Genomic DNA, 23,766 nt, shown 5'->3' with positions numbered 1-23,766 from the left:
GATGATCACGTGTTGCAAGGGCGCAGGCGCGAGCGTGAGACGTTCGACCGGCTGCTGCGCGACATCGCGGCCGGTAACAGCCGGGTCCTGGTGCTTCGCGGTGAGGCCGGGGTCGGCAAGACGGCTCTGCTCGACTATCTCGCGGAACAGGCGGGTTCGGGTGTACGGACCACTCGCGCGGCCGGGGTCGAACTCGAGTCGGAGATCGCCTACTCCGCTCTTCAGCAGCTCTGTGCGCCTCTGCTGGGGTCGCTCGACCGGCTTCCGGAGCATCAGCGGGAGGCGATCACCACCGCCTTCGGGCTGAGCGCGGGCAGCCCGCCCGAGCCGCTTCTGGTGGGGCTGGCGGTGCTGGGCTTGCTGGCCGAGAGCGCGGACGAGCAGCCGCTGGTGGCCATCGTCGACGACGTTCAGTGGCTCGACCGGATGTCCGAGGTGATCCTGACCTTCGTGGCCCGGCGGCTCGGTGCCGAGTCGGTGGCCCTGATCTTCTCGGTGCGGTCGCCGGGTGACGAAGGGGTCCTGGCCGGGCTGCCCGAGCTTCCGGTGGGCGGGCTGCCCGACGCCGAGGCGCGTGAGCTGCTCGACTCCGTTCTTCCCGGTCCGGTCGATTCCCGCGTACGGGATCGGATCGTCCTCGAGACGCGCGGGAACCCGCTCGCGCTGCTGGAGCTGCCCAAGGGGCTCACGGCGGCGGAACTGGCGTTCGGCTTCGGCGGGCTGAGCTCCACGCCGCTGGCCGGCCGGGTCGAGGAGACGTTCCGGCGGCGCATCGCGGCCCTGCCCGCCGAGACCCGCATGGTGCTGCTGGCGGCGGCGGTCGAGCCGGTCGGCGACGTGCCGCTGCTGTGGCGGGCCCTGCGACGGCTCGGCATCGGGCCCGAGGCGGCCGCGCCGGCCGAGTCGGCGCAGCTCATCGACCTCAACCGGCGGGTGCGCTTCCCGCATCCGCTCGTCCGTTCGGCCGCCTGGCGGGCCGGGCACGCCGACGATCTGCGCGAGGTGCACGCCGCCCTGGCCGAGGCCACCGATCCGGGGGAAGATCCGGACCGGCGGGCCTGGCACCGCGCGCACGCGGTCTCCGGCCCTGACGAGGAGGTCGCCACCGAGCTGGAGAGCTCCGCCGGCCGCGCGCTGGCCCGGGGCGGCCGGTCGGCCGCCGCGGCCTTCCTCGAGCGGGCCGCCGAGCTCACCCTCGACCGGGCCCGCCGGGCCGATCTGCTCATCTCGGCCGCGCGGGCCCACGCCGACGCCGGCTCGTTCGCGCAGGTCCCCGAGCTGCTGGCTGTGGCCGAGATGAGCCACCTGGACGCTCTCCAGCGCGCCCGCGCCGAACGCCTCCGGGCCCACCTGGCCCTCATCCTCAACCCGGGCCGCGCCGCCGGCCCGCCGCTGCTCGCGGCCGCCCGCCGGCTGCGCGACCTCGACCCGGCCGCCGCCCGCGAGACGTACCTCGCGGCCGTGGGCGCCGCCCTGCACGCGGGCCGTCTCGACGACGCCTTCCTCCGCGACGTGGCTCGAGCAGCCGCCACCGAGGCCCCAACAGCCGCTACCGCGCCCGCGCCCGCGCCTGCACCCGGCACCGCGCCCGCGCCCGGCACCGCGCCTGCACCCGGCACCGCGCCCGCGCCCGCGCTCGACAACGCGGCGGGCGCGGCGGGCGCGGCGGGCGGGACGATCGGCGACGACGCGGCCGGGCTGCTGCTCATTGGCATCACGACCTGGATCCTGGACGGTTATGCGGCGGCGGCGCCGACTCTCAACCGGGCGCTCGACGTGCTCGTGGAGAAACCGGAGCCGGGGCTTCTGTGGTTGGCCGCCCCGGTGGCCCATGAGATGTTCCGGCACGACGTGTGGGATCCGATCACCGAGCAGGGACTGCGGGCGGCCCGGGCGACCGGCTCCCTGTCGCTGCTTCCCACGGCACTGGCGTTCCGGTCGGGGATCCTGCTCTACATGGGCCGGCTGGCTGACGCCGCCAGCCTCACCGACGAGGCCGGGGCCCTGCGGCAAGCCCTGGGCAGCGCGCTTCAACCATCCGCGTCGGTCACGCTGGCCGCCTATCGAGGCCTTCAGCCGTACGCCTCCGAACTCGCCGACGAGGTCGTCCGGGACGCGAACGCGCGAGCCGAGGGGCGGTCGCTGGGCGTGGCCGGCTTCGGCCGGGCCGCCCTGGCCAACGGGCTCGGCGACTTCGAAGGCGCCTACCGGGCGGCCCGGGAAGCCGCCGAATATCCAGATCTCGCCGTCTACGCCTGGACCCTGAGCGAGCTGGTCGAGGCGGCCGCCCGGGCCGGGCACCACGAGGAGGCGGCCGCCGCGGCCGGACGGCTGGCCGAGCGGACCGCGATCGCCGGCACCGACTGGGCCCTCGGCGTGCAAGCCGTGGCCGACGCGCTGACCGGGCCGGCCGGCGACGTGGAGAAGCGGTTCCGGGCCGCGCTCGGGCATTTCACCGCGGCGGGCGGGGTCATGCAGGCCGCCCGCACCCATCTGCTGCTCGGCGAGTGGCTGCGGCGGGAGAACCGGCGCACCGAGGCGCGGGGTGAGCTGCGGGAGGCGTACGAGGCCTTCACCTCGATGGGCGCCGAGGCGTTCGCCGACCGGGCCGCCCGGGAGCTGGCGGCCGCCGGTGAGGCCGTACGGCGGAAAGCCTCGGACAGCGCCGGCAAGCTCACCGCCCAGGAGGAGCAGATCGTGCGCCTGGCCGTCGCCGGGCGCACCAACGCCGAGATCGGCAGTGCCCTCTTTCTCAGCCCGCGCACCGTCGAGTGGCACCTGCGCAAGGTGTTCACCAAGCTCGGCATCACGTCACGGCGGGAGCTCACTTCAGCCCTTCCCTGACCCGGGCCTCGGTCGGGGCCAGGGCCGTCGTCAGCGTGCGGGCCGTGTCGATCAGCGGGACGTGGCTGAACGCCTGCGGGAAGTTGCCGACGAGGCGGCCGGCCTCCGTGTCGTACTCCTCGGAGAGCAGGCCCACGTCGTTGCGCAACGCCAGCAGGCGGGCGAACGTCTCGCGCGCCTCCTGCTCCCGGCCCATCAGCGCGTAGTTGTCGGCCAGCCAGAACGTGCAGGCCAGGAACGCGCCCTCGCCCGGCGGCAGGCCGTCCACGTCGGTGCCGTGATGCTGCGTGTAGCGCTGCACGAACCCGTCGACCAGCAGGTTCTCCTCGATCGCGGCCACCGTGCCGGCGACCCGCTCGTCGCCGGCGGGCAGGAAACCGACCAGCGGCACCATGAGCAGAGCCGCGTCGAGCTCCTCGGAGCCGTAGTACTGCGTGAAGGTCCGCCGTTTCTTGTCGTACCCCTTCGACAGAATCTCGGCATGAATCTCGTCGCGCAGCTTCACCCAGCGTTTCCGGGGGCCGGGCAGGCCGAAATCGTCGATCGCCTTGACCGCGCGGTCGGCCGCCACCCACGCCATCAGCTTGGAGTGCACGAACTGTTGCGGGCCGCCGCGCACTTCCCAGATGCCCTCGTCCGGGTCGCGCCAGTGCTCCTCGACGAACTCCATCAGCTTGCACTGCAGGCCCCAGGCCGGGTCGTCGGCCTTCAGGCCGGCTCGCCGGCCCTGATGCAGGGCGTCCATCACCTCGCCGTAGACGTCGAGCTGGAACTGTTCGGCGGCGGCGTTGCCGATCCGCACGGGATTGCCGTCGTATCCGGTGAGCCACGTGGCGACGTACTCGTCGAGGCGCCGCTCACCCGCCACCCCGTACATGATCTGGAGCTCGGCCGGGTTGCCCGCGATGGCCCGCAGCAGCCATTTGCGCCAGGCGGTGGCCTCGCTCTGGAAACCCGAGAAGAGCAGGGACTGCAGGGTGATGGTGGCGTCGCGCAGCCAGCAGAACCGGTAGTCCCAGTTGCGCACGCCACCGAGCTTCTCGGGCAGGGAGGTGGTGGCCGCGGCGACGATGCCGCCCGTCGGGGCGTAGGTCAGAGCCTTCAAGGTCAGCAGCGAGCGTACGACGGCGTCCCGCCACTCGCCCTCATAGGTGCACGCGGAGACCCAGCCCCGCCAATACCCTTCGGTGACGCCCAGCTCCTTGACCGGGTCGACCGGTTCCGGCGGCGGCAGGTGCGACGGCCGCCAGGTCAGCACGAACGGCACGGTCTCGCCCGGCCCCACGGTGAACTCGGCCCGGGTCGCCATGTTCTCGCCGCGCGTCTCCACCGGCGTGCGCAGCCAGGCCGCGTCCGGCCCGGCCACCGCGACCAGATCGCCCTGCTCCTGATAGACCCACGGCACCACGTGCCCGTAATCGAAGCGCAGGCGCAGCACCATCGTCATGTCGACGCGCCCGCGGACGCCGGTCACGATCCGTACGACCGAGGGCGCCTGGTTGTCGCGCGGCGGCATGAAATCGGTCAGGCGCACGACGCCGCCGGCGGTCTCGAACTCGGTCTCCAGCACGAGCGTCTCGTCGACGTAGCGCCGCCGGACGGTGTAATCGCCCTCGGGCACGATGCTCCAGTGCCCGTTCTCCTCGTCGCCCAGCAGCGCCGCGAAGATCGCCCCGGAGTCGAAGCGCGGCACGCACAGCCAGTCGATGGTGCCGTTGCGCCCGACGAGAGCGGCCGTCTGGGTGTCGGCGATGATCGCGTAGTCCTCGATCGGCAGAGCCATAGTCGCAGTGAATACCCGCGTGCGGCGCCCACCTACCATGACCGGCGATGACTTCTCTCGGACAGGCCGGCCGCGGCATGGCGGTGGCGACCCTGGTGTCCCGGGCCGCCGGTTTCGTCCGGGTTCTGGTCCTGGCGTCCGCTCTCGGCCTGGGCAGCCGGCTCCTGGACGCGTACAACGTGGCCAACACGCTGCCCAACGCCGTCTTCGAGATCGTCGTCGGCGGTGCCATGGCCAGCGTGATCGTGCCGCTGCTGGCCAGGTCCGACGGCACGCCGCAGACCCAGAAACTGCTTTCCCTGATTCTGTACGGGCTGAGCGCGGTCACCGTGGCGGCGATGCTGTCGGCGCCCTGGCTCGTCTCGGTGCTGACCCCGGGCTTCTCGGCGGGCCAGCGCGACGTGGCCGTGGATTTCGCCCGCTTCTTCCTCCCGCAGATCCTCTTCTACGGCGTGAGCGCGATCGCCGGCGCCATCCTCAACACGCGCGGCCACTTCGCCGCGCCGGCGTGGGCTCCGCTGGTCAACAGCGTCGTCGTGATCGCCGTGGGATTGCTGTACCTGGCCGTGCCCAGCTTCACGCTGCTGGCCGCCGGCACCACGGCCGGCGTGTTCGCCCAGATGGCGCTCGTGGTGTGGGCGCTACGCCGCAGCGGCTTCCCCCTGCGCCTGCGGCTCGACCTGCGCGGCATCGGCCTGCGCCGGATCGCCCGCCTCGGCGCCTGGATGCTGCTGTCGGTCGCCGCCGCCCAGGTGCTGCTGGCCGTGGCCACCCGCGCGGCCTCGCTGAGCGGCCCCGGCGGCGTGAGCGTCTACCAGAACGCCTCGGCGATCTTCCAGGTGCCGTACGCGGTGATCGCCCTCTCGGTGATGACGGTCGTCCTGCCGCGGCTGTCCCGCAACGCGGCCCGCCACGACCTGCGCCGCGTCACCGACGACCTGTCCCGCGCGATCCGCCTGGCCGTGGTGATCCTGGCCCCCATCGCCGCCGCCATGCTGGTGCTGGGCCCGCGGATCGCCACCCTGCTGTTCGCCCACGGCAACAGCTCCGGGTCCGCGGTCACCCAGCTCGGCCTCGTGGTCGCCGGTTTCGGCCTGGCCCTGGTGCCCTTCACCGCGTACGCCATCCTCCAGCGCGGCTTCTACGCCCTGCAGGACACGCGGACCCCCGCCCTGATCACCACCGGCGTGACGGCCGTCGGCGTGCTCGGCTGCCTGGTGGCGGGGGCGACGCTGCCTTCCGCTCTCGTCGTGGTCGCGCTTCCTTGGGTGTACGCGGTCGCGTACACCACCGGCCTCATCGCGTCGGCGGCCGTCCTGCGCCGTCGCCTGGGCCGCCTCGACGGCCACCGCCTGCTCCGCACCCACGCCAAGGTGGCCGTGGCCACCGGCGCCGCCGGCCTGCTCGTCCTCCCGCTGAGCGACTGGGCGCCGATCGCGGTCGTCCTGGGCGCGGCCGCTTATCTGGGAGTCGCCAAGCTGGTGCGCTTGGGTGAGCTCCGCCAGCTGTATAGGATCACCGGCATGTCGTTCCTCCGTGCGTAGACGGGCCCGCTTCTCCAGCCGCGGCCCTGCTCTCCCGAGGAACAACCATGTCTTCGTCGTATCGTGCTGTCCTGCGCACACCCCACGCCGCGCGCGCTTTCAGCGCCGCCCTGATCGGCCGTCTGTCGTACGGCGTCGTCTTCCTCTCGCTCGTCCTGGCGGTCACCCGGGCCACCGGTTCCTACACCGTCGCGGGCCTGTTCACGGCCTTGTTCGGGCTGACGAGCTCGTTCCTGTCCCCGCTGCGCTCCCGCTTGATCGACCGCTTCGGCCCGCGCCGCACGCTGCCGGCCATGGCATCGGCGTACGCCCTGCTCCTGCTTTTGATCGCAGCCGCCACCTGGCGTCCCGGCACGCCGTATCCGGTGCTGTGGACGCTGGCCGTCACGGCCGGCGCCCTGACACCACCGCTGGGCCCCATCATGCGGGCACTGTGGACGGACATCATGCCGTCGGCGGAGCTGCGCCAGCGGGCCTTCTCCCTCGACACGGTCTGCGAGGAACTGCTGTACGTGACCGGCCCCCTGCTGGCCGGCCTCCTCGCCGTGGAGAATCCCGCATTGGGTGTCGCGGTGAGCGCCGCCCTGGTCCTGACCGGAAGTCTCCTGCTGGCCAGGGCGCCCGCCGCCGGCCTTCCCTCCGCGCCCCGACCCGGGCCGCGTATCCCCGCTCCGCCGATGCGTCTCGCCCTCATCCACCGCCCGATCCTGGTGTCGGCCGCGGTCGGCGCCGGTCTCGGCGCACTGAGCCTGCTGCTCGTCGCGTTCGCCGACCGCGACCACCACCTCGCCGCCGTCGCATGGCTGGAAGCGGCCCTCGCCATGGGCAGCGTCGCCGGTGGTCTCCTGTACGGCGCAGTCACCTGGCGTGTGCCCGCCGCCCGGCGCCTGCCCCTGCTGGCCGCCGCCCTCGGCGCGTCGCTCGCCGTCGCCGGCCTGGCCGGCAACCTGTGGGTACTCGCCGCCCTGGTCGGCGTCGCCGGCCTGTTCCTCTCGCCGGCCCTGACCACCGCCTATCTGCTCGCTGACGACGCCGCCCCACCGGGCGCCCGTGTGCGGGCCGGCACGTGGGTAAACACCGCCCACAACACGGCCAACTCCCTCGGCGCCGCCTCGATCGGCCTGCTGATCGGCCACGTCCCGCTTCCCGTCTGCTTCGCCCTCATCGCCGCACCCGCGGTCGCCGTGGCAGTACTCACCATCGGCGGCGGAGCGTCAGAGGACCTCCACCGTGACACCGTCCCCGTTGACGACCTCGCAGGACTCGCCGACCACAACGCGGAGGCCGCTCCGGCCGGAGAAGCCCGTCAGATCGACCTTCGGGCTCCCGTGGAGATCGGCGAGTTCGAGGTGGGGAATAGTGGCGAGCGCGCCGATGCCGTCCAGCCCGGCCGACGTCCTCAGGACGACCTCACGCAGGCTCGGATGGCCGGCGAGTGACGACACGTCGGCCCGGCGCGCGAGATTGCTTATGGTCAAGGACTGCAGGCTCACGGCCTGGAGCGGAGCGAAATCGATGACGTCGGTGGAGTGGTTCTCCAACCACAATGCCTCCAGGTTTCGGGCGCCCGCTCCGATGTATCGGAAGATGGCTGAGCTGGAGGTGCTCAGGCGGAGGTGCTTGAGTGACTCCATATTCCGGAGGAATCGGAGGTCGCTCAACGCACGGCCGTACACCACGAGTCCGCGCAGCTTTCTCAGACGGCTCAGGACGGTCGCGTCCCGGATCACGCTCCCCTCGAGCGGATAGAGGGACAGATCTTCGAGCTCCGGATATCTTTCGAGCCACGACAACGACTGAACCTTGAGCATGATGTTCAGATTGCGCAGCTCGGGCAGCTCGGTGGGCAACTGATCCAGCTGGATCTCCGGACCGATCTCCAGGACTTCCAGCAGCGGCATCTCCCGGAGAACGCCGAGATTGTCCAGCTTGGCCGGGATGTCGCCGGTCCAGGCCTTGAGCCCGCGCAGGTTCGTGAGACCGGCCAGAACGGGAGCCAGGTCGGTCTCTTCCGTCCTCACCCCGTACAGCTTGGTCAGTGATTTCAGCATGGGAGCCCGCCAGGCGTCGGCGTTTACCCAGCCGTCCTCGAGCGGGGAATCCGCGAGAACCACCCGCCCGTAGGTTTCGGGATCGAAGAAGTCGGCCGAGGCGAGCAGCTCCGTCATCACCTTCGGCCGGTCGTCGGCCCGGTGACTCTCGATCTTCTTGAGGGCCGCCGGTCCGCCGACGTAGGCACATGTGCTGATGATCGCGGCCACGACGGACTCGCTGAGCGCTCCTTCCGCCGCGCCGCCGTCGGGAAGGAAGCGGATCACGCGCTGGCCCGCCAGCGCCAGAGATTGCGCCTCGACCCGATTGCGGGGCGGGACGAGGAGTTCGAGGCTGGCGTCGATGCGCGCGATCAGCCTTTCCGGCAGCGCGGGAGCGGTCTCGATGCAGGCCGCGGCCAACAGCCGAAGCCGGCGGGTGTACCGGGCCGGGCCGCTCTCGGCCCGGTCCAGGAGGCCGTCGATCAAGCGTGAGCGGTACTCGTTGCTGGCCAGGCCGGCGGTCATGATCACGGTCTCGCGCCACATGTCCCGATGCGCGTGATCGATGAGGGCGTCGATGTAGTCGGCCTCGGCGATCTCCATCGCCGTGAGGAATTCCTGGAACGTGCGGTGGATGAACGAGACGCGATCCTCGGCCACGTCCCTCAGCACGCCGCTGCGGTCGAGCAGATAGGCCAGAACCTTGTCCGGTTCGTGCTCGACCCGCGGCATGGTCTTGAGACGTCGTGTGATCGAGTCCAGGACCTGGCTCTTCGCGAGCTCGGACCGGTTTCCGATCGTCAGCCGCCACGAGATCTCCTGCAGCAGCGAGGTGGTGAACTGGGCCGCAAGCGCCACCTGCCGATAGGCCGGCACGTCACGCCGCGCGTCCCGGCGCTCGATCAGCATGTCCAGCGCGGCCTTGTACAGCGCGATGCGATCGTGGGGCAGGTCGTCGGCCCGATCGAGATTGAGGGCGCAGAGCATCGCGCACATGAGCGGGTTCGTGGCCAGATCCCGCAGATGCGGGTTGGACTCCAGCCGGCTCAGTACCCGCCGTTCGTACCGGGGTATCGCCGACCGGTCGCAGGGCAGATATGTCGCGTAGCCGATCGCCTCATGCCACTTCCGGATGAACCTGGAGATGCTCGCGGGCGTCATCCTCTCGAGCATCAAAGGAGTGAAATCGTCGGCCGCCAGCCACCGGTCCGACGCGGCGGCCGGCCGGGAGGTGACGATGACGACGATCGAGGGATATCGCGCGATGATCTTCCGCAGCCAGGTGCGGACCATCGCCCGCTGCGCGAACACCAGCTCGTCGACGCCGTCTACCAGCAGCAGAGCCTCTCCGGAGGCGAAGACGTCGGTGACCCACCGGTCGGGCACCTCGCCGGAGAGCATCTCCAGCGCCTCACCGAGGGAGGGCCCGATCGGTGGCAGCAGCCGGTCCGCGTAATGCCGGAGCTTCAGGAGGAAGGGGACCCGGCCGTTCCAGCCGGACAGGGCCTCCTTGAAGGACGCGCGGGCCGCGTTTATCGCGATCCATCGCAGCAGAGTGCTCTTCCCGGAGCCCGCGTCCCCGCGGATCAGGATCCGGTTCGCGTTGGCCAGGGCGGTTTCGACATTTGATCCGGCGGCGTCGTCCTCGGTCTCCGCGACCTGACGGCGTGACGCGCCGAAGTCGCGCGCCACTGTGGACCGCACCCGGCTGGACCGATGCCGGGTCTCCGAGACTCGCAGCGCCAGGTACGCGATCGAGAGGGTCATCTCCGGGCTGTAGTTGCGCACGTCGACGCCGAAGAGTTCGAGTTGGTCGAAGTGGGTGGAGACCAGGCCGCAGTACAGATCCTTGAACGTCGCGGCGTTGCGGCGCCGGTCCGCCTCGGCCGGAACGCGATCCAGGAGCGTCGCGACGTCCTCGGAGAGCCTCGTCAGGCGCCCGAGTGACTCCTGGGCGGCCCTGTTGCCGAACTGGGGGTTGTAGCGGACCAGCTCGACGTGGCACCTCAGGCAGTACTCCATGACCCGCCGGGCCAGGAACCGCGCTCCGTCCACGATGTCGGCGTCGTGCAGCGACCGGTCCAGATCCGGCATCACGGCCGCGACGAGGTTGTCGGCGTCGGCGTCGGCCCGGAAGAGCTCCTCGTCCGAGCTCGCGTGCCGGACCAGGATCTCGTTCACCACGTTCAGAGCGGCCGCCACTTCGCTCTCCGGCAGCAAGCCAATCTCATGCTGGAAGGACGTCTCGAGCTTTTCCGCCATGTCGTTGGCGATGCCGGCGATCTGGAGGGAGAACTTCCGCCGGACGAACCGGTCGCGGATGCTCGTCTCCATCAGCGCGGACAGGTCGAGGGGAGCGTCGCGCTGCTGACGCCGGTGGCCGAGCCAGCCGGCCGCGAGGGTGCTGGCAACAGTCTTCCCCAGAGCCGAGGCCGCCGTCTCTACAAGGGGCACGTCCGCGACCCTACGCGCCCGGATCGGTTGCTGCCGTGGCCGTTCGGAGGAGGCGGTCTGGCTGGCGCCGGCGGCGTCCTCAGCGGTTGGTCAGGCTGAAGTGCATGTAGTCCTTCAGGCTTCGCCAATAGCCGCCCCACTGGTAGCCGTTCCACAGGAAAGCTCTTGCCGCGCCCTCGGCGTGCAGCATGCCGATCAGGTAGCGGTTGCGGTTCAGATAGAAGGCGCTGTTGGCGGGGGAGACGCTCGTGCCCCTGATCATCGGGTTCTGGAACGGGTTGATGTCGATCGCCACGCCTGACGCGTGCTCCGAGAAGACCTTTGTGCCGCCCACGTTGCGGCAGCTGTAGCCGGCCGTCACCGTGGCCATGTTCCGCTGTGTGGGTGCGTTGATCCGCATGGGCGCCATGCCCATGATGCGGAAGCGCCAGTTGTACAGCGTGTGGAAGATGTTCTGGACCCGGCGGGCGGCCTCGGTGCGGACCACGATGCTCCCGTCGTGGTGGGCGCCGGTGAAGTCGATGTAGGAGACCCAGACCTTGCGCAGGCCGGTCGGCAGGACCGGGCAGCGGCGCAGCGGGTTCCAGTTGACCATGCCGGGGGTCACCTGCTCGATGTGGGTACGCCACGGCGGGAGCAGGACCGTGGGCCTGCTCAGGCGCATCACGCCGTCCACCTGCACCGTGGTGGTCAACGGCAGCTGGTTCCAGCGGGCCAGGGTGGCCTTCGAATGGCCGTACATGCGGGCGATGCTCGCCAGGGTGTCGCCGGGGCGGACCACGTGCCAGGCCGGGGCGGCGGCGGCCGGTTTCACCAGGAAGACGGCAAGGCACGAGAAGACGAACAGGGCGGCCAGGGATCTCTTCAACACGGTTTCCGACCGTACGAAGAGATCCCGGCGAGCCGCAGGGAAACGCGAAAAAACGTCAGGCCAACGCGACCGGGCTGGGGGCCAGTGTCACGCGGACGGGGGCGCCGGCCGGCAGGGTGGCCAGGCGGTCGCTGGCGATCTGGGCCACCACCAGGACCTCGCCCACGGCGACCGTGACCTTGCTGATCGGGCCTAGGAAGCTCGTGGTCACGACCCGGCCCTCGCCCTCCTCGTGCGGCTCGACCGTTACCGACTCCGGGCGTACGAGCGCCGTGGCGCCGGTGGAGGACGACGACGGGCCGATCAGCGGGAGGCGGTGGCCGAGGACCTCGATGTGCTCGTCGACGATCGTGCCGGGCAGGCGGTTGGACAGGCCGACGAACTCGGCCACGAACGCCGACGCCGGGGCCTGGTAGATCTCGGCCGGGGAGGCGAGCTGCTCCAGCTTGCCGGCGCGCATGACGCCGACCCGGTCGGCGACGGCCAGGGCCTCCTCCTGGTCGTGGGTGACGAACAGGGTGGTCGTGCCGATCTCGGTCTGGATGCGGCGGATCTCGTCGCGCAGCTGCACGCGGACCTTGGCGTCCAGGGCCGACAGCGGCTCGTCGAGCAGGAGCACGCTCGGCTCGATGGCCAGGGCGCGGGCCAGGGCGACCCGCTGCTGCTGGCCGCCGGACATCTGGTGCGGGAAGCGATTCTCGAAACCGGTCAGGCCGACCAGGTCGAGCATGTCCCCGGCGCGGTTGGCGGAGGCCTTGCGGCCGCGCAGCTTCAGCCCGAACTTCACATTGTCCAGAGCGGACAGATGCGGGAAAAGGCTGTACGCCTGGAAGACCATGCCCATGTCGCGCTTGTTGGCCGGCAGAGCGGTGACGTCCTTGCCGCCCACGAGGACCTCGCCGCTGTCGGCGTCCTCGAGGCCGGCCAGCACGCGCAGGGCGGTGGTCTTGCCGCAGCCCGACGGGCCGAGCAGGGCGATGAACTCGCCCGGCGCGATCGACAGGTCCAGATTGTCCAGGGCGTGCACGGAACCGAAAGTCCGGCGCAGACCCAACAGATGTACGGCGACGCCGGTCATGACGTGGATTCCTTACGACGGGAGGATCGGCGCTCGCCGAACAGGGACAGCAGCAGGAGCAGGACGAAGGCCAGCAGCAGCGCGGTCAGCGACACGGCCACCGACATCGTGGCGCTGCTCTTGCCGAGGAACGCGATCGCGACCTGCAGGTTGGTCCGGTTCAGCAGCGACGCGATGGTGTATTCGCCGAGCACCAGCGCCACGGTCAGGAACGCGGCCGACAGGACGGCCGAGCGGATGTTCGGCAGCACGACCTTCCACATCACGCCGGCCCATCCCGAGCCCATGCCGCGGGCGGCCTCGGCCAGGGTCTTCACGTCGATGGCGGACAGGCCGGCGTCGATCGCGCGATAGGCATAGGGCAAAACCAGGATGGTGTACGCGAACACGAGCGTCACTGAGGAGCCGCCGAGGAAGTAGTTCACCCAGGCGTAGACCGGCGCCAGCCCGACGACCAGCACGATGGCCGGGATCGTCAGCGGCAGCAGGCACAGGAACTCGACCAGCCGGCGCAGGCGGGGGAGCCGGAGCCGTACCCACACCGCGGTCGGCACCAGAAGCAGCAGCATGAGCACCGCGGTGAGCGCCGCCTGCAGCAGCGACGCCACGATGCCGTCGGACAGGTCGGGGTACGTCGACGAGAGGCGAGGCCAGTCCACCAACAGCGACCACGTGTCGGAGTCGCGCGTGGAGAACTCGACCATGGCGACCAGCGGGAGCAGGAAGAAGACGCCGAGCACGATCAGCACGGCCCAGCGGAAGGCGCGCTGCTTGCGGGCGCGTCTCGCGATCACCCCAGCCATTTCGCCGTCCTCTTCTGCAGCAGGGTGTACAGGCCCATCACGACCGACACCACGATGACCATGCCGAGCGCCATCGCCTTGCCGACGTTGGCCTGACCGAGGATGACCTCGCTGGTCAGGGCGCTGCGGATCTGCAACGGGACGATCGGGTTGCCCTGGCTGACCAGGGCGGCCGCGGTGGCGTACGCCGAAAAAGCATTGGCGAAGAGCAAGAGCGTGGAACCGAGGAACGCCGGGCCCAGCAGCGGACCGGCGACCTTGGTCCAGTACTGCCAGGTGGTGCCGCCCAGGCTCTCGGTCGCCTCGCGCCACTGGGGGCGGATGCCGTCGAGCGCGGGCAGGAAGACGATCACCATGAGCGGGATCTGGAAGTACGTGTAGACCAGCGTCAGACCCGGCAGTTCGAACAGCCACACGCCGCCCGAGTAGATGTCGATGCCGTGATCCTGCAGGAAGACCGTGACGAAGCCGGACAGGCCGATGGTGGCCAGGAAGGCGAAGGCCAGGGTCACGCCGCCGAACTGGGCCAGTACGCCGGCGGCGGCGGTCACCACGCGGCGCAGGATGCCGTCGGGGCGGGCGGTGGCCAGGGCGTACGCCAGCACGGCGCCGAGGACCGCGCCCACGATGGCGCTGATCGCCGACAGCGCGATGCTGCGGCCGAAGGCGTCCAGGATGTACTCGTTGCCCAGCGCCTTGATGTTCTCGAGCGTGGCCCCGCCGTCGTTGCTCGCGAACGCGCCGATCACCACGACCAGGGTCGGGATGATCAGGAAGATCGCCACGTACGCGAAGAACGGAAGCGTGCCCAGCAGGGCGGTGCCCCGCAGGCGTGGCCGGGTGGCCACGCGCTGCGGAGCGGCCGCGACGACCTCAGCCAATGGCCTTGGCCCAGCTCGCGGTGAGGGTCTCCTTGGCCTTCGTGCTCTGGGCCTCGGTCGGGATCACCGGGGTGCCCTCGATCTTGGGGAGCGCGTCGTACGCGGTCTTGTCGATCGTGCCGGCCTTCTGCATGGCCTCGGCGCGCACCGGGCGGGCGCCGCCCTTGAGCCACAGGTTCTGGCCCTCGTCGCTGTAGAGGAACTCCTGCCACAGGCGCGCGGCGGCCGGGTGCGGGGCGTCCTTGTTGATGGCCTGCACGTAGTACGAGCCGAGGACGGCGCCGTTCGGGACGAAGGTCTTCCAGGTCTTGACCTTGGCGGCCTGGGCGACGTTCAGGTAGTCCCAGTCGAACACGACCGGGGTCTGTCCCGACTCGATGGTGGCCGGGGTCGGGTCGACCGGCAGGAAGTTGCCGGCCTTCTTCAGCTTGCCGAAGAAGTCGACGCCGGGGGCGATGTCGTCGGCCGAGCCGCCGTTGGCCAGGGCGGCCATCTGCACGCCGCCGAAGGCGGAACCGGCCTGGGTCGGGTCGCCGTTGAGCGCGACCTTGCCCTTGTACTCCGGCTTGAGCAGGTCGGCCACGCTGGTCGGGGCCGGGACCTTGGCGCTGTCGTAGCCGATCGACATGTAGCCGCCGTAGTCGTTGGTCCAGGCGCCGTTGGCGTCCTTCAGGCTGTCCGGGACGTCGGCCCAGGTGCTGACCTTGTACGGGGCGAACAGCGCCGTGTTGGCCGAGGCGACCGAGCCGCCGAGGTCGAACACGTCGGGCGCCTTGTCCTGGCCCTTGAGCTGGTTGGCGGCGTTGATCTCGTCCTGGCTGGCGGCGTCGGGCTGGGCCGAGTTCACCTTGATGCCGTACTTGTCGCCGAACGCCTTGATGATCTCGCCGTAGTTGGCCCAGTCCGGCGGCAGCGCGATGACGTTGAGCGCGCCCTCCTTCTTGGCCGCGTCGACCAAAGCGTCCATTCCGCCGAGGTCGGCCGCGCTGGCCGCGGTCGCCGCGCTGCTCGACGACGACTCGCTCTCCTTCTCAGGCGGGGAGCAGGCCGCGATCGCGGCAATCGTGGTGGCCGCCAGTGTGACGGCGACCGAGCGCTTGAATGTACGCACCGTTTTCCCTCTCTGGGCGCACCGTGCCGGTGCGCGCCGGGTGATCATGAGAGGGTTTTGTGAACGGGCGGGAACGATCAAGCGCCCGGCCGAAGATCAAAATTTGAAGGTGCTCACCAGCTGGCGGAGCTCGTCGGCGGTCCGGGCGACCTCACCCGAGGCCTGCCGGGTCTGCTCGACGCCCTGCACCGAGGCGGCGCTGGCGGCCGAGACATCGGCGATGTTGGTCGCGATGCGCGAGGAGCCGTTGGCCACCTCGGCGATGCTGCGGCTCATCTCGCCGGTGGTGGCGGTCTGCTCCTCGACGGCCGACGCGATGGTCGTCTGGAAGTCGTTGATCTGCGCGATGACCTCGGAGATCCGGGAGATGACCTCGACCGCGCCCGTGGTGTCGTGCTGGATGGCGGCGACGCGGGCGCCGATGTCCTCGGTGGCCTTGGCCGTCTCCTGAGCGAGGTCCTTGACCTCGGAGGCGACCACGGCGAAGCCCTTTCCGGCCTCGCCGGCCCGGGCGGCCTCGATGGTGGCGTTGAGGGCGAGCAGGTTGGTCTGCTCGGCGATCGAGGTGATCAGCTTGATGACGTTGCCGATCTCGGCCGAGGAGTCGCCGAGCTGGCGCACGGTCTCGGTGGCGCGGGCGGCCTCGCTCACGGCGACGGCCGCGATCTGGGCCGACTCGCTGGTGTTGCGGGAGATCTCGCGGATGGCCAGGCCCATCTCGTCCGAGCCGGCCGAGACGGTCTGCACGTTGCGGGAGATCTCCTCGGCCTCGGCCGCCGCCGACGAGGACTGGGCGCTGGTGTCGCCGGCCGCGTCGGCGATGGTGCCGGAGATCGCGGAGAGCTCGGCCGAGGCGCCGGCCAGCTTGTCGGCGTCCTTGGCCACGGTCTCGAGCGAGACCCGGAACTTCTCCAGGGCGCCGTCGAGGTGGGCCGCCATCACGCCGAGCTCGTCGCGGCTGGTGATGCCGCTGCGCTTGGTGAGGTCGCCGTGCGCGAGGGCGTCGGCCACCTCGCCGAGCCGGCGGACCGGCTTGAGGATCGAGCGGACCAGCGGGACCGCGAGGCCGATGAGCAGGGCCAGGCCGCCGGCGGCGACGAGGATGGCCAGCAGCTGCGTCGACTCCTCGGTCCTGGTCATGTCCGCGCGTTCCTGGGCGACGGCGGCGGTGACCTGATCGACCAGCGCGCCGAGGGCGTCGTCGGTCGTGCCGTTGCGGTCGGCGATCTCGCCGATCCTCGCGCTGACCGAGGCCGGATCGGCGACGGCGGCCTTCACGAACGACTCGATGTAGTCGTTGAACGAGCTGAAGTCGGATTGTGATTTCCTGAAGGTGGCCAGCAGATCGGCCGGAAGCCCGGCCGTGAGCACGGCGGCCTGGGCCTCTTCGGAGGCCTTGACGTCGTCGGCGGTGTCCGTGGTGGTGTCGATGCCGAGGGCGGCGCGGTAGGCGTCGGCCTTGAGCTCGCTCTGCCGCGTGTCGAGGTGGTTCAGGGCCGCCAGCCCCGCCTCGAGCCCGGTGATCCGATCGCTCTGGTCGGCCAGGCTGTCCTCGCCGGCCAGGGTGAGCCCGGCCAGGGCGCTCATCAGCACCGCGCCGGTTCCGACGATCAGCCCCAGCCTCTTGGCGATGCCGATGTCCTGAAGTTTCCGCATATGCCCTCCGAGCTCGCGATGTTGCCGTGCTCGATCGGCCGCCCCGAAACGGACATGAGATCTATCGGGCGGCTTTCTCCCGATACATCGCAGCGTCCGCCGCAGAAGACAATTCCGAAAAGTCGGACAACTCGCTCGCGCCGCGCCAGGCGGCGCCGATGCTGACGCCGACGGTCACCGTGCGGCCCCGCACGGAGATGGGCTGCCGGATCGTGTCCCGCAGCCGGTCGGCCAGGCTTTCCGCGTCGGCGAGCGTGGCGCCGGGCAGCACGACCACGAACTCGTCCCCGCCGAGCCGCCCGGCGAGATCACCGGCCCGCAGGTGGGAGGTCAGCCGGGCGCCGACCACGCAGAGCAGCTCGTCCCCGGCCGCGTGCCCGAGGGTGTCGTTGACGGCTTTGAAGCCGTTGAGATCGAGCAGCAGAACGGCCATGGCCTGCCCGTCCAGCTCGGCCGCGTAGGTGGTCAGCCGCTGCCGGTTGGGCAGCCCGGTGAGCGAGTCGTGGGTGGCCTGGTGGTCGAGCTGCCGCCGGATGGCCTGGAGCTCCTTGACCTGACGGCCGTAGGCGGTGGCGAGGGTGCCGCCGAGCGCGGCGATGAGAAGGTTGACCAGGATCGCCATGGTCACGTCGCCATGGTGGAAGGACCTCTCGCCGTAGCGGGCGGCTGCGAAGATCAGGATGAAACTGGTGCCGAGCCAGGCGATGAGCGCACCCGGAAGCCGCCGCCGCAGAGCCGCCACGAGCACGGGAAGCGCGAGCAGGGGCCAGGTGGTCTGCATGCTGTACGCCTGGACACCGACAACGATCCCGCCGATGGCGATCACGTCGCAGACGGTCTGCAGGGTGCCGAGCGCCCCGTACCACCGATCACCGGGCCGGTGGAAGTTGACCGCGGCAAGCACGTTGGCCAGCACCATGAGCACAATGCCGGTGTCACAAGCGAGCCGCATGGCCGGATGCACGTGCGCTTCAGGCGGCAGCCCGGTCAGCCCCGACAGGAAAACCGCGGTCGCCAGCACCCCGGCCACCCGAGCCAGAAAGGCACTGGCCTCAACGGTCCGCCGCCGCCGCCAGGCGGAGTGGTCAGTGGTCGCGTTCATCCGCCGTTGAATCGGCCGGGGCAGCGCGCCCCTGAGCCTTCAAAGAAAGCTCATAGGCTTCGCGCGGAGGGCGGGCGGCGCGGCGGGGGCTCAGGACCAGGCGGCCAGGACCTCGGGGACGGTTGTGGGTGTTTCGGGCTCGGGGTGTTTGGCGGCCGTGCGGGAGAAGCGCGGGGCGGGTGCGGGCTGGCTGACGCCGTCGACGGTGATGAAGGTGTCGCGTTCGGCGTTGTGTGGATGGTCGGGCGCCTCGAAAGGGGAGAGGACCGGGGCCACGCAGGCGTCCGAGCCGGTGAAGACGGTCGTCCACTCGTCGCGGGACCTGGCGGCGAACGCCGCCGCGAAACGGGCCCGCAGCGTGGGCCAGCCCGACTTGTCGTATTGATGCGGCAGATCGGATGAGGAGAGGCCCAGGCCGTCCAGGAGGGCCTGGTAGAAGGGTGGTTCGAGGGCGCCTACGGCCATGAAAGCGCCGTCGGACGTCTCGTACGTGTCGTAGAACGGGGCGCCGCCGTCCAGGAGGTTCTCGCCGCGGGCGGTGCCCCACTGGCCGATCGCGGCCATGCCGTGCACGAAGGTCATGAGCAGGGCCGAACCGTCGACCATGGCCGCGTCCACCACCTGGCCGCGGCCGGAGCGGGAGCGTTCCAGCAGGGCGGCCAGGACGCCTACGGCCAGCAGCATGCCGCCGCCGGCGAAGTCGCCGATCAGGTTGATCGGGGCGTGGGGACGTTCGCCGGCGCGCCCGAGCGGTTCCAGGGCGCCGGCGATCGCGATGTAGTCGATGTCGTGGCCGGCCCGGGCGGACAGGGGGCCGTCCTGGCCCCAGCCGGTCATCCGGGCGTAGATCAGGCCGGCGTTGATCTCGGAGAGCGTCTCGGGGCCGAAGCCGAGCCGCTCGGCGACACCGGGCCGGAAGCCCTCGACGAACACGTCGGCCCGCTCGGCCAGCCGCAGCAGCTCGGCCACCCCGTCCGGCGTCTTGAGATCGAGCTCGATCGTGCGCCGCCCCCGCCCCAGCGGCCCCAGCGGGGGAAACTGCCCGCCGGGCCGGTCGACGCGCACCACGTCCGCGCCGAGGTCGGCCAGCACCATGCACCCGAACGGCCCCGGCGCCAGCCCGGCCAGCTCGACCACCCGTATGCCTTCGAGCGGCCCGCTCACGCCGGCCCTCCCTCGACCGCGCGGGGGCTCATGCGGGGAGGAACCTGTCGCCGTAGCGCTTGGCCAGCTCGGTGGCCCGGGCTCGGAAGTCGGTGTGCTGGTGGGCGAAGCGCAGGACGCCGCCTGTCCAGGCCGGGTAGCCGATGCCGAGGATGGAGCCGATGTTGGCGTCCTCCTCGGTGCGCAGCACGCCCTCGGCCAGGCACCTCTGCGCGTCCAGGGTCTCGGCGAACAGGAACCTGTCCTGCAGGTCGGGCAGCGGCACGGCGCGGCCCTCGTCGGTGGCCAGGCCGGCCAGGCCCGGCCACAGGCCGGTGCGTTTGCCGTTGTCGTACGTGTAGAAGCCCTGGCCGGCGGCCCGGCCGGGGCGGGCGTGCTCGTCGACCATCTTGTCGACCAGGGCGTGGGACGGGAGCCGCTCGAACGAGTCGCCCGCGGCCGCCTCGAACTGGCGGCGGATCCGCTGGACCAGGGACAGGCTGACCTCGTCGGCCAGGGCCAGCGGGCCGGTCGGATAGCCGGCCTGGAGCGCCGCGTGCTCGATCGAGGCCGCGGGGACGCCCTCGGCCAGCATGCCGATCGCCTCGTCGATGAAACGGCCGATCACCCGGCTGGTGAAGAAGCCCCGGCCGTCGTTGACCACGATCGGCGTCTTGGCGATGCGCCGGCCCAGGTCGAACGCCCGGGCCACCGCCTCGTCGCTGGTCTTCTCGCCGACCACGATCTCCAGCAGCGGCATCTTGCCGACGGGGGAGAAGAAGTGCATGCCGATGAAGTCGGCCGGGCGGGACACGCCCTCGGCCAGGCCGGTGATCGGCAGCGTCGACGTGTTCGAGGCGAGCAGCGCGCCCGGCGCCAGCACCGGCTCGACCTCGGCGAAGACCGCGTGCTTGAGTTTCGGGTCTTCGAAGACGGCCTCGATCACCACGTCGCAGCCGGCCAGGGCCTGGGCGTCGGCCGTGGTGGTGATCCGCGCGAGAACCGCCGGGTCGCCGTCCTGCTTGGCGCGGGCCGCCGTCTCCTCGGTCACGTCCTTGACGACCACCTCGAGGCCGGCGCGGGCGCAGGCGTACGCGATGCCGGCGCCCATCATGCCGGCGCCGAGCACCGCCACCTTCGCCGCCGGTGGCACCTCGACCTCGGGCCGGGCCAGGCCGCCGTTGATCGCGCGCATGTCGAAGAAGAGCGCGGCGATCATGTTCTTGGCGATCTGTCCGGTGAGCAGCGTGATCAGGTGCCGGGTCTCGATGACCTGGGCGGTCTCGAAGTCGACCTGGGCGCCCTCGACCGCTGTCTCCAGGATCTTCTCCGGCGCCGGCAGCGACGCGCCCTTGAGCTGCTTGCGCAGGGTGGCCGAGAAGGCCGGCAGCTGCGCGGCGAGCTTGGGCGTGGACGGGGTGCCGCCGGGCATGCGGTAGCCGTCGCGGTCCCACGGCTGCTTCGCCTCCGGATTGGCGGCGATCCAGGCCCGCGCCTTCTCGATCAGCTCCTCCGGGGTGGCGGCCAGCTCGTCGACCAGGCCGTTGTCGCGGGCGTCGGCCGGCTTGTAGCGGCGGCCGGTGAGCAGCCAGGCCATCAGCGCGGGGGCGAGCCCGAGCATGCGGACCGTGCGGGTGACGCCGCCGGCCCCGGGCAGCAGCCCGAGGGTGACCTCGGGGAAGCCGAGCCGGGTGCTGGACTTGTCGAGCGCGACGCGGTGGTGGCAGGCGAGGGCGATCTCCAGGCCGCCGCCGAGCGCGGCGCCGTTGACCGCGGCCACCACCGGCCGGCCGTAGGTCTCGAGCCGGCGGAGATCGCGCTTGATCGTGCCGAGGAGCTCGAAGAGCGCGGGGGCGTCCTCCCGCCGGGCCTGGATCATCGAGGGCAGGTCGCCGCCGGCGAAGAACGTGCTCTTCGCGCTGGTGACGATGACGCCGGTGACCTGGTCGCGCTCGGCTTCGAGCCGGTCCAGGGCGGCGCTCATCGCGTCGACGTACCGCTGGTTCATGGTGTTCGCGGACTGGTCCGGGTCGTTGAGGGTCAGGGTGACCACGCCGGAGTCGTCCCGCTGATATTCGATCATCACAGCCTCTCGATGACGGTCGCGACGCCCATGCCGCCGCCGATGCAGAGCGTGACCACGGCCCGGCGCTGGTCGCGCCGCTCGAGCTCGTCGAGCGCGGTGCCGAGCAGCATCGCCCCGGTCGCGCCGAGCGGGTGGCCGAGGGCGATGGCGCCGCCGTTGACGTTCACCGTGTCGGGGTCGAGCTCGAGGTCGCGCTGGTATTTCAGCACCACGGAGGCGAACGCCTCGTTGATCTCGAAGAGGTCCACGTCGGACGCGTCGAGCTGGGCGGTGCGCAGCGCCTTTCGCGTCGCGGGGATGGGACCGGTGAGCATGATCGTCGGATCGGAGCCCGTCACGGCGGCCGCCGAGATGCGGGCGCGGGGGGTGAGGCCGAGCGAACGCCCGATCTCTTCCGAGCCGATCAGCACCAGGGCGGCCCCGTCCACGATGCCGGAGGAGTTGCCGGCGTGGTGGACGTGGTCGATCCGCTCGACCCAGTGGTATTTGCGCAGCGCGACCGCGTCGAAACCGGCCGCGGCGCCGATCGCCGCGAACGACGGCTTGAGCCGGGCCAGGGCCTCGCGGGTCGTCTCCGGCCGCGGATGCTCGTCGGTGGCCAGCACGTCGAGGCCGTTGCCGTCGCGGACCGGCACGATCGAGCGGGCGAAGTGGCCGCCCGCGATGGCCTTGGCCGCCCTGTCCTGCGAGCGCAGCGCGTAGCCGTCGACGTCGTCGCGGCTGAAGCCCTCGATGGTGGCGATCAGGTCGGCGCTCACGCCCTGCGGCACGAAGTCGGTGGCCAGCGACGTCTCGGGGTCGAGGAACCAGGCGCCGCCGTCGGAGCCCATCGGGTTGCGCGACATCGACTCGACGCCGCCGGCCAGGATCAGCTGGTCCCAGCCGCTGCGCACGCGGGCCGCGGCCTGGTTCACCGCCTCCAGGCCCGAGGCGCAGAAACGATTGAGCTGTACGCCGGCGGCCGTGTCGGGCAGACCGGCCAGCAGCGCCGCGGCGCGGGGCAGGTCGCCGCCCTGCTCCCCGACGGGCGTCACGATGCCCATCACGATGTCGTCGATGCGGGCCGGGTCGAGGCCGGGGTTGCGCTCGCGCAGGGCGTCGATCAGGCCGGTGACCAGCGAGATCGGCTTCACCCCGTGCAACGCGCCGTTGCTCTTGCCTCGTCCGCGCGGCGTGCGCACCGCGTCGTACACATAAGCCTCAGAGGACACGGGCGATCAGCTCCTTCATGATCTCGTTGGTGCCACCGTAGATCTTCTGGACGCGCGCGTCGGCGTACATGCGCGCGATCGGGTATTCGGTCGTGTAGCCGTAGCCGCCGAAGATCTGCAGGCAGCGGTCGACGACCTCGCACTGACCGTCGGTGAGCCAGTATTTCGACATGGCGGCGGTCGCGACGTCGAGCTCGCCCCGGACATGCCGCTCGATGCAGTCGTCCAGGAAGACGCGGGCCACCCTCGTCCGCGTCGCGCACTCGGCCAGCACCATGCGCGTGTTCTGATGCCCGATCAGCGGCTTGCCGAAGGCCTGGCGTTCCTTGGCGTACGCCGTGGCGAGCTCCACCGCGCGCTGCATGACGGCCACGGCGCCGACCCCGATGACGAGCCGCTCCTGCGGAAGCTGGGCCATCATCTGGAAGAAGCCGCCGCCCTCGGTGCCGAGCAGGTTGGCCGTGGGCACCCGGTAGTCGTCGAAGAACAGCTCGGCGGTGTCGTTCGCGTGCAGGCCGATCTTGTCGATCAGCCGGCCTCGGCGGAAGCCGGGCGCGCCGTCCGCCAGCTCGCAGACGATCAGGCTGATGCCGCTCGCGCCCTGGGAGGTGTCGGTCTTGACAGCCAGGATGAGCAGGTCGGCCAGGCCGCCGTTGGTGATGAAGGTCTTGGAGCCGGTCACGACGTACTCGTCGTTGTCCCTTATCGCCCTGGTCCGGATGGCCTGGAGGTCGGAGCCGCCGTCGGGCTCGGTCATGGCGATCGCGCCGACCAGCGAGCCGTCGCACAGGCCGGGCAGCCAGCGCTGTTTCTGCTCCTCGGTGCCGTAGGCCGCGATGTAGCCCGTGACGATGCCGCTGTGCACGGCCAGGCCGAGGCTGCCCTCGCCGCTGAAGGTCTGCTCGGTGATCAGCACGGCCTCGTGGGTGAAATCGCCGCCGCCACCGCCGTACTCCTCCGGGACCGACAGGCCGAGCAGGCCGAGAGCACCCGCCTGGCGGTAGTGCTCGCGGTCGGGATGACCCTGCGCCTCGAGACGCGCCGCGTGGGGCACGACCTCCTTGGTGAAGAAGGCGCGGGCCAGCTCGGCGAGGTCGTCGTGCTCGGGTTTGAGCCACGCCGGGGTGTATCCGTCCAGTCCTGGGGTCGGCATGGGTCAACTCTTC

Annotated in this window: 15 protein-coding genes and 1 pseudogene; 3 read left to right on the top strand and 13 right to left on the bottom strand. The window is 71.0% G+C overall.

What is annotated here, in order from left to right; translation table 11 throughout:
* The first annotated feature begins 9 nt into the window (after window positions 1–9).
* Window positions 10–2,844, top strand: coding sequence for a helix-turn-helix transcriptional regulator (locus ACFY36_RS30975; RefSeq protein WP_499749443.1), 2,835 nt, complete (start codon window positions 10–12; stop codon window positions 2,842–2,844).
* Here the strand turns inward: ACFY36_RS30975 and ACFY36_RS30970 are convergent.
* Window positions 2,825–4,666, bottom strand: a complete 1,842-nt coding sequence (locus ACFY36_RS30970) for a glycoside hydrolase family 15 protein (RefSeq protein WP_499749442.1) — start codon at window positions 4,664–4,666, stop codon at window positions 2,825–2,827. The genes ACFY36_RS30975 and ACFY36_RS30970 overlap by 20 nt on opposite strands.
* Before the next feature lie 38 nt (window positions 4,667–4,704).
* On the opposite strand from ACFY36_RS30970, the gene murJ reads away from it, so the two are divergent.
* On the top strand, window positions 4,705–6,171 hold the full coding sequence (gene murJ, locus ACFY36_RS30965; protein ID WP_499749854.1) for a murein biosynthesis integral membrane protein MurJ: 1,467 nt from the start codon (window positions 4,705–4,707) through the stop codon (window positions 6,169–6,171).
* A 47-nt stretch (window positions 6,172–6,218) separates the two neighbouring features.
* A pseudogene (locus ACFY36_RS30960) lies at window positions 6,219–7,001 on the top strand (MFS transporter); the annotation flags it as partial.
* A gap of 384 nt (window positions 7,002–7,385) precedes the next feature.
* Here ACFY36_RS30960 and ACFY36_RS30955 read toward each other — a convergent pair.
* From ACFY36_RS30955 to ACFY36_RS30900, 12 genes are all read right to left on the bottom strand, one after another.
* Window positions 7,386–10,658 carry an NACHT domain-containing protein gene (locus ACFY36_RS30955; RefSeq protein ID WP_499749441.1) on the bottom strand — a complete coding sequence of 1,091 codons (3,273 nt, stop codon included), beginning with the start codon at window positions 10,656–10,658 and terminating at the stop codon, window positions 7,386–7,388.
* Window positions 10,659–10,737: 79 nt separating this feature from the next.
* Window positions 10,738–11,529 (bottom strand): M15 family metallopeptidase, encoded by a 792-nt coding sequence (locus ACFY36_RS30950; RefSeq protein ID WP_499749440.1) that lies wholly within the window; start codon window positions 11,527–11,529, stop codon window positions 10,738–10,740.
* A gap of 55 nt (window positions 11,530–11,584) precedes the next feature.
* Window positions 11,585–12,607: an ABC transporter ATP-binding protein gene (locus ACFY36_RS30945; protein ID WP_499749439.1), complete on the bottom strand. Its 1,023-nt coding sequence runs from the start codon at window positions 12,605–12,607 to the stop codon at window positions 11,585–11,587.
* Window positions 12,604–13,410, bottom strand: coding sequence for an ABC transporter permease (locus ACFY36_RS30940; protein ID WP_499749438.1), 807 nt, complete (start codon window positions 13,408–13,410; stop codon window positions 12,604–12,606). Before ACFY36_RS30940 ends, ACFY36_RS30945 begins: the two co-directional genes overlap by 4 nt.
* Window positions 13,398–14,291, bottom strand: a complete 894-nt coding sequence (locus tag ACFY36_RS30935) for an ABC transporter permease (protein ID WP_499749437.1) — start codon at window positions 14,289–14,291, stop codon at window positions 13,398–13,400. Before ACFY36_RS30935 ends, ACFY36_RS30940 begins: the two co-directional genes overlap by 13 nt.
* Complete coding sequence (locus ACFY36_RS30930; protein ID WP_499749436.1) at window positions 14,284–15,402, bottom strand: ABC transporter substrate-binding protein; 1,119 nt, start codon at window positions 15,400–15,402, stop codon at window positions 14,284–14,286. The genes ACFY36_RS30935 and ACFY36_RS30930 overlap by 8 nt, the downstream gene beginning before the upstream one ends.
* A gap of 96 nt (window positions 15,403–15,498) precedes the next feature.
* Complete coding sequence (locus ACFY36_RS30925; RefSeq protein WP_499749435.1) at window positions 15,499–17,058, bottom strand: methyl-accepting chemotaxis protein; 1,560 nt, start codon at window positions 17,056–17,058, stop codon at window positions 15,499–15,501.
* A 61-nt stretch (window positions 17,059–17,119) separates the two neighbouring features.
* Window positions 17,120–18,160, bottom strand: a complete 1,041-nt coding sequence (locus ACFY36_RS30920) for a diguanylate cyclase domain-containing protein (protein WP_499749434.1) — start codon at window positions 18,158–18,160, stop codon at window positions 17,120–17,122.
* Between the two features lie 90 nt (window positions 18,161–18,250).
* A complete protein-coding gene (locus tag ACFY36_RS30915; protein WP_499749433.1) occupies window positions 18,251–19,324 on the bottom strand; it encodes a CaiB/BaiF CoA transferase family protein in 1,074 nt (357 codons plus the stop codon).
* A 28-nt stretch (window positions 19,325–19,352) separates the two neighbouring features.
* A complete protein-coding gene (locus ACFY36_RS30910) occupies window positions 19,353–21,386 on the bottom strand; it encodes a 3-hydroxyacyl-CoA dehydrogenase NAD-binding domain-containing protein (protein WP_499749853.1) in 2,034 nt (677 codons plus the stop codon).
* Entirely contained in the window at window positions 21,386–22,600 is a 1,215-nt protein-coding gene (locus tag ACFY36_RS30905) for an acetyl-CoA C-acetyltransferase (protein ID WP_499749432.1), read from the bottom strand. The genes ACFY36_RS30910 and ACFY36_RS30905 overlap by 1 nt, the downstream gene beginning before the upstream one ends.
* Window positions 22,590–23,753: an acyl-CoA dehydrogenase family protein gene (locus ACFY36_RS30900; protein WP_499749431.1), complete on the bottom strand. Its 1,164-nt coding sequence runs from the start codon at window positions 23,751–23,753 to the stop codon at window positions 22,590–22,592. The genes ACFY36_RS30905 and ACFY36_RS30900 overlap by 11 nt, the downstream gene beginning before the upstream one ends.
* Between the last annotated feature and the right edge of the window lie 13 nt (window positions 23,754–23,766).

This window comes from Actinoplanes sp. NPDC000266 (assembly GCF_042899005.1).
In the GTDB taxonomy this organism is placed as follows: domain Bacteria; phylum Actinomycetota; class Actinomycetes; order Mycobacteriales; family Micromonosporaceae; genus Actinoplanes.
Note: the sequence above shows the minus strand (reverse complement) of the source record. Positions and strands in the feature narration are given on the sequence as shown.